Annotated in this window: 5 protein-coding genes; all 5 read left to right on the top strand. The window is 67.3% G+C overall.

Annotation, left to right across the window (positions count from 1 at the left end; genetic code table 11):
- Positions 1–399 (top strand): electron transfer flavoprotein subunit beta/FixA family protein (locus BLW40_RS04060; RefSeq protein WP_139305481.1); only part of this gene is annotated, 399 nt, incomplete at its 5' end.
- 1 nt (position 400) lies between these two features.
- Positions 401–1,333: an electron transfer flavoprotein subunit alpha/FixB family protein gene (locus BLW40_RS04055; RefSeq protein WP_074765758.1), complete on the top strand. Its 933-nt coding sequence runs from the start codon at positions 401–403 to the stop codon at positions 1,331–1,333.
- A gap of 52 nt (positions 1,334–1,385) precedes the next feature.
- Complete coding sequence (locus BLW40_RS04050) at positions 1,386–2,264, top strand: 3-hydroxybutyryl-CoA dehydrogenase (RefSeq protein ID WP_074765756.1); 879 nt, start codon at positions 1,386–1,388, stop codon at positions 2,262–2,264.
- 96 nt (positions 2,265–2,360) lie between these two features.
- Positions 2,361–3,488, top strand: coding sequence for a DNA-processing protein DprA (dprA, locus tag BLW40_RS04045; RefSeq protein ID WP_074765754.1), 1,128 nt, complete (start codon positions 2,361–2,363; stop codon positions 3,486–3,488).
- A 33-nt stretch (positions 3,489–3,521) separates the two neighbouring features.
- Complete coding sequence (gene topA, locus BLW40_RS04040; RefSeq protein ID WP_074765751.1) at positions 3,522–6,278, top strand: type I DNA topoisomerase; 2,757 nt, start codon at positions 3,522–3,524, stop codon at positions 6,276–6,278.
- Positions 6,279–6,321: the final 43 nt, after the last annotated feature.

The raw sequence follows: 6,321 nt of genomic DNA, 5'->3' as shown, positions 1-6,321 counted from the left end.
CAGGCGATCGACGACGATTCGAACCAGACCGGCCAGATGCTGGCGGCGCTGCTGGGCCGTCCCCAGGGCACCTTTGCCTCGAAGATCGCGGTCGCCGACGGCACGGTGACGGTGACCCGCGAGATCGACGGCGGCCTGGAGACGGTGGCGCTCGAGCTTCCGGCGGTGGTGACCGCCGATCTGCGCTTGAACGAGCCGCGCTATGCCAGCCTGCCCAACATCATGAAGGCGAAAAAGAAGCCGATTGCGACGATGGCGCCGGAGGATTTGGGTGTCGATGTCGCGCCGCGCCTGATCACGCTATCGGTCGAGGAACCGGCGAAGCGTCAGGCCGGGATCAAGGTGGCCGACGTCGCCACCCTGGTCGAGAAGCTGAAGTCCGAAGCGAAGGTGATCTGAGATGAGCGTCCTTGTCCTCGCCGAACACGAAGCCGGGGCGCTGAAGCCCGCCACGCTGAACACCGTCACCGCCGCCGCCCGGCTGGGGGGCGAGATTCACCTGCTGGTCGCCGGATCGGGGGTTGGTCCGGTTGCCGCCGCCGCCGCCCAGGTCGCGGGAATCGCCAAGGTGCTGGTGGCCGAGTCCGAGGCGTTGGCCCATCCGCTGGCCGAGCCGCTGGCGGCGCTGATCGTCGCGCTGGCCCCCGCCTACGCCCACATCCTGGCCCCCGCCACCACCACCGGCAAGAACGTGCTGCCCCGCGTCGCCGCCCTGCTCGACGTCGCCCAGGTGTCGGAAATCGTCGCGGTGGTCGCGCCCGACACCTTCGTCCGTCCGATCTATGCCGGGAACGCGCTGGCGACGGTGCGCTCGACCGATCCGATCAAGGTCGTCACGGTGCGCTCAACCGGGTTCGAGCCCGCCGCCGCCACCGGCGGGGCCGCCGCGACCGAAGCGGTTGCGGTGCCGGGCTTGCCCGCCCAGTCGCGCTTTGTCGAGGCCCAATTGTCGAAGTCGGAGCGGCCCGAACTGACCAGCGCCCGGATCGTGATCTCGGGCGGTCGCGGCATGCAATCGGGTGACAATTTCCACCTGCTCGAAGCGATCGCCGACAAGCTGGGTGCCGCCGTCGGGGCCTCGCGCGCCGCCGTCGATGCCGGGTTCGTTCCCAACGATTTCCAGGTCGGCCAGACCGGCAAGATCGTCGCCCCCGACCTCTATATCGCCGTCGGCATTTCCGGCGCGATCCAGCATCTGGCGGGCATGAAGGATTCGAAGGTGATCGTCGCGATCAACAAGGACGAAGAGGCCCCGATCTTCCAGGTCGCCGATTACGGCCTCGTCGCCGATCTGTTCAAGGCTCTGCCCGAGCTGTCGGCCGCCCTCGACTAACCACCCACTCACCCCACCCCAGCCAACGCCCCTTGCGCGGGAGAACATGTCCATGGCCGTCATCAAACATATCGGTGTCATCGGTGCAGGCCAGATGGGCAGCGGCATCGCCCAGGTTTGCGCCGCCTCCGGGTTCGACCTCGTCCTGCTCGACATCAGCGACGAGGCGTTGGCGAAGGGAATGGCGGTGATCGGCCGTAATCTCGACCGCGCCATCTCGAAGGGCAAGATCACCGAGGCCGACAAGACCGCCACCCTGGGGCGGATCAAGACGACGCGGGATTACGCCGATTTCGGCACCTCGGATCTGGTGATCGAGGCGGCGACCGAAGACGAGAAGATCAAGCGGGCGATCTTCCAGCAATTGTGTCCGATGCTGCGGCCCGAGACGTTGGTTGCCACCAACACCTCGTCGCTGTCGATCACCCGCCTGGGCGCATCGACCGACCGGCCGTCCCGCTTCATGGGCATGCATTTCATGAACCCGGTTCCGGCGATGCAACTGGTCGAACTGATCCGCGGCATCGCCACCGGCGAGGACACCTTTGCCCAGGTCCGCGAGATGACCCTGACGCTGGGCAAGAAGCCGGTCGCCGCCGAAGATTTCCCCGCCTTCATCGTCAACCGCATCCTGCTGCCGATGATCAACGAGGCGGTCTATACCCTGTACGAAGGCGTCGGCTCGGTCAGCAGCATCGACACCGCGCTGCGCCTGGGGGCCAACCACCCGATGGGGCCGCTGGAACTGGCCGATTTCATCGGGCTCGACACCTGCCTCGCGGTGATGCAGGTGCTGCATGACGGTCTGGCCGACACCAAATACCGCCCCTGCCCGTTGCTGGTGAAGTATGTCGAAGCCGGTTGGCTTGGCCGCAAGACCGGGCGCGGCTTCTACGATTATTCGGGCGAGACCCCGGTCCCGACCCGCTGATTGCGACGGGGGACGGGCCAGCCCCGTCCCCCTGCGTCACCCCCACATCCCATCCGCCCCCTTGACCGCCTCCATCCCCTCGGCCATGCTCGCCGGATGGATGTGACGCCCCGCGTACTCTCGGCCACTGAACGACTGGACTGGTTGCGTCTGATCCGCAGCGAGAATGTCGGCCCGCGTACCTTCTCCCGATTGCTGGAACGGTTCGGTTCGGCTGCCGCCGCGCTCGATGCCCTGCCCCATCTGGCGGCCAAGGGTGGTCTGCGCCGCGCCATCCGGCTGTGTCCCCGCGCCGAGGCGGAACGCGAAATCGCCGCCGCCGAACGGATCGGTGCCCGCCTGATCGCCTGGATCGAACCGGCCTATCCCCGCCTGCTGGCCGAAATCGACGATGCGCCGCCGCTGATTTCGGTGATCGGTGCGGTCAGCCTGCTGAACCGGCCGACGGTAGCGATGGTCGGTGCCCGCAACGCCTCGCTGAACGGTCGCAATCTGGCCCGCCGCCTTGCCGCCGATCTGGGACGGGCCGGTCTGGTGGTGTCGAGCGGTCTGGCGCGGGGCATCGACACCGCCGCCCATGAAGGCGCGCTGGGCACCGGCACGGTGGCGGCCCAGGCGGGCGGCGTCGATATCGTCTATCCGCCGGAAAACGCCGGTCTGTGGAAACAGATCGCCGAGGCCGGAGCGCTGGTTTCGGAAATGCCGCCGGGGACCGAGCCGCAGGCCAGCCACTTCCCCCGCCGCAACCGGATCATCTCGGGCCTGGCCCTTGGCGTGGTGGTGGTCGAGGCCAACGCCCGCTCCGGCTCGCTGATTACCGCCCGGCTGGCCGCCGACCAGGGGCGCGAAGTATTCGCGGTGCCGGGCTCGCCGCTTGACCCCCGCGCCGCCGGTCCGAACGATCTGATCCGCCACGGCGCGACCCTGACCGCGTCGGCCGACGACGTGATGGCGGTGCTGTCCGACCTGATCCGCCGTACCCTGTCCGAGCCGGATCGGGGCGGATTTCGTCCCGCAACCGCCCCGCCGCCGGGCGAGGACGAGGCGGCACAGGCCCGCCTGTCGATCACCGAGCTGTTGGGTCCGACTCCGGTGACGGTTGACGAAATCATCCGCCAGTGCCAATTGTCTCCCTCCGTGGTGTCTTGGGTGCTGCTGGAATTGGAACTAGCTGGCCGCCTCGACCGCCACCCCGGCAATCGGGTGTCGCTTTTGATCGGGTGATCCGGGCGGCCTTGCCAAGGTGATTGGGTTCGGATGAAAATCGTCGTCGTCGAGTCTCCGGCCAAGGCCAAGACAATCAACAAGTACCTGGGAAGCGATTTCCAGGTGGTGGCCTCGTTCGGCCATATCCGCGACCTTCCCGCCCGTGACGGCTCGGTCCGTCCCGACGAGAATTTCGCGATGGATTGGGAGATCGACCCCAAATCCGAACGCCACGTCAAAGAAATCACCTCCCTGGTCAAGGGCGCGGATCATCTGTTCCTCGCCACCGATCCGGATCGCGAGGGCGAGGCGATTTCGTGGCATGTCAAACGGGTGCTGGAAGACCGCAAGGCGCTGAAGGGCGTCGAGGTCAAGCGGGTGGTGTTCAACGAGATCACCAAGACCGCCGTGCTCGACGCGATGCGCAATCCGCGCGACATTGATCAGGAACTGGTCGATGCCTATCTGGCCCGGCGCGCGCTGGATTATCTGGTCGGCTTTACCCTGTCGCCGGTGCTGTGGCGCAAGCTGCCGGGCTCGCGTTCGGCCGGGCGAGTGCAATCGGTGGCGCTGCGGCTGATCTGCCAGCGCGAATCCGAGATCGAGAGCTTCACCGCCCGCGAATATTGGACGCTGGCCGCCGACTTCCTGACGCCGAAGGGGGCGCTGCTGTCGGCGGGTCTGACCCATCTCGACGGGCGCAAGCTCGACAAGTTCGATCTGCCCAACGAAACCGCCGCCCGTGCCGCCGAGGCCCGCGCCGCGACCGCCGCCTACAAGGTGTCGGAGGTCGAGCGCAAGCGGGCCAAGCGCCATCCCTTCCCGCCCTTCACCACCTCGACCCTGCAACAGGAAGCCAGCCGCAAGCTGCATCTTGCCGCGGCGCGGACGATGCAATTGGCCCAGCGCCTGTACGAAGGCGTCGATATCGGCGGCGAGACGGTCGGTCTCATCACCTATATGCGTACCGACGGCGTCCAGATGGCCGCCGAGGCGATCGCCAGCGCGCGGGCCGTGATCGGGGCGACCTTTGGCGATGCCTATGTCCCCTCGGCGCCCCGCGTCTACAAGACCAAGGCCAAGAACGCGCAGGAAGCCCACGAGGCGATCCGCCCGACCGATCTGTCGCGGCGCCCCGAGGACGTCGCCCGTCATCTCGACCGCGACCAGTTGCGGCTGTACGAACTGATCTGGAAGCGGACCCTGGCCAGCCAGATGGCCTCGGCCGAACTCGATCAGGTCGCGGTCGATATCGACGGCGACAACCGCGCTGTGGTGTTCCGCGCCACCGGTTCGGTGGTGGTGTTCGACGGCTTCTTGAAGGTCTATCGCGAAGACCGCGACGATTCCGACGACGAGGACGCCGAGAAGCTGTTGCCCGACGTCACCGAGGGCGATGCGATGGAGCGCAAGGATCTGCGCGCCGAACAGCATTTCACCCAGCCGCCGCCCCGCTTCACCGAAGCCAGTCTGGTCAAACGGCTGGAGGAATTGGGGATCGGGCGTCCCTCGACCTATGCCTCGATCATTTCGGTGTTGCAGGACCGCGATTACGTCCGGCTCGACCAGCGTCGCTTCGTGCCCGAGGATCGCGGCCGTCTCGTCACCGCCTTCCTCGAAAGCTTTTTCGGCCGCTACGTCGAATACAATTTCACCGCCGAACTGGAAAACCAGCTCGACGACGTCTCGGGCGGACGGATCGACTGGAAGACGGTGCTGGAGGGCTTCTGGAAGGCGTTTTCCGCCTCGGTCGAGGACACCCGCGACCTTCGCGTTGCCCAGGTGCTCGACGCGCTCGACGAATTGCTGGGGCCGCATTTCTTCCCCGACGACGGGTCGGGTAAAGACCCGCGCGCCTGCCCGACCTGCCATACCGGCCGCCTGTCGCTGAAGCTGGGCAAGTTCGGCGCCTTCATCGGCTGCTCGACCTATCCGGAATGCCGCTTCACCCGCCCGCTGACCTCGGGCGGCGACGGCGAGGACGAAGTCCGCGAGGGGCCGAAGGAACTCGGCACCGATCCGGCCAGCGGCCTGCCGGTGACCCTGCGCAAGGGGCCTTACGGCCATTACGTCCAGTTGGGCGACGAGGCCAGCCTGAAGGCGCTGGCCCCGCCCGAGCCCGCCCCCGAACCGGACGTGGTCACCGAACCCGATGCCGCCCCGGCCAAGGGCAAGGCGAAGACCAAGGTTGCCAAGGCCCCGAAGAAGCCCAAGGCGGCCAAACCCGCCGCAGCGCCGAAGCCGAAGCGGGTGTCGCTCTATCGCGGGCTGGAACCGGCCGACGTGACGCTGGACATTGCCTGCCGCCTGCTTGAGTTGCCGCGCCAGATCGGAACCCACCCCGAGACCCAGAAGACGATCAGCGCCGGGGTCGGACGGTTCGGCCCCTATCTGCTCCATGACGGTGTCTATAAATCGCTGACCAAGGACGACGACGTCCTGGCGATCGGGATGAACCGCGCCGTCGAATTGCTGGCCCAGCCCAAGGGCGGACGCGGTGCCGCCGCGCCGTTGAAGACCCTGGGCGAGATGGACGGCAAGCCGGTGACCCTGCATCAGGGCCGCTATGGACCCTATGCCTCGTGCAACGGTGTCCACGCCACCCTGCCCAAGGACAGCCCGGCCGAGTCGGTGACGCTGGACGAAGCGATTGCCCTGATCCGCGCCAAGGCGGCCAAGGGCCCTGCTCCCAAGGGCGCGGCGGCAAAGAAACCGGCGGCGAAGAAGGCTGCCCCGGCCAAAGCCGCGACCGCGAAGAAACCGGCCGCGAAAAAGGCTCCGGCCAAGAAGACGACCGAACCGGCCTGATCGCCCCAGGCGGCGGGAGCGGAAGGACCTGACCACACTGGAT

This window comes from Magnetospirillum fulvum (assembly GCF_900108475.1).
GTDB lineage: Bacteria > Pseudomonadota > Alphaproteobacteria > Rhodospirillales > Magnetospirillaceae > Phaeospirillum > Phaeospirillum fulvum_A.
This window is presented reverse-complemented; position numbering and strand designations above follow the sequence as displayed.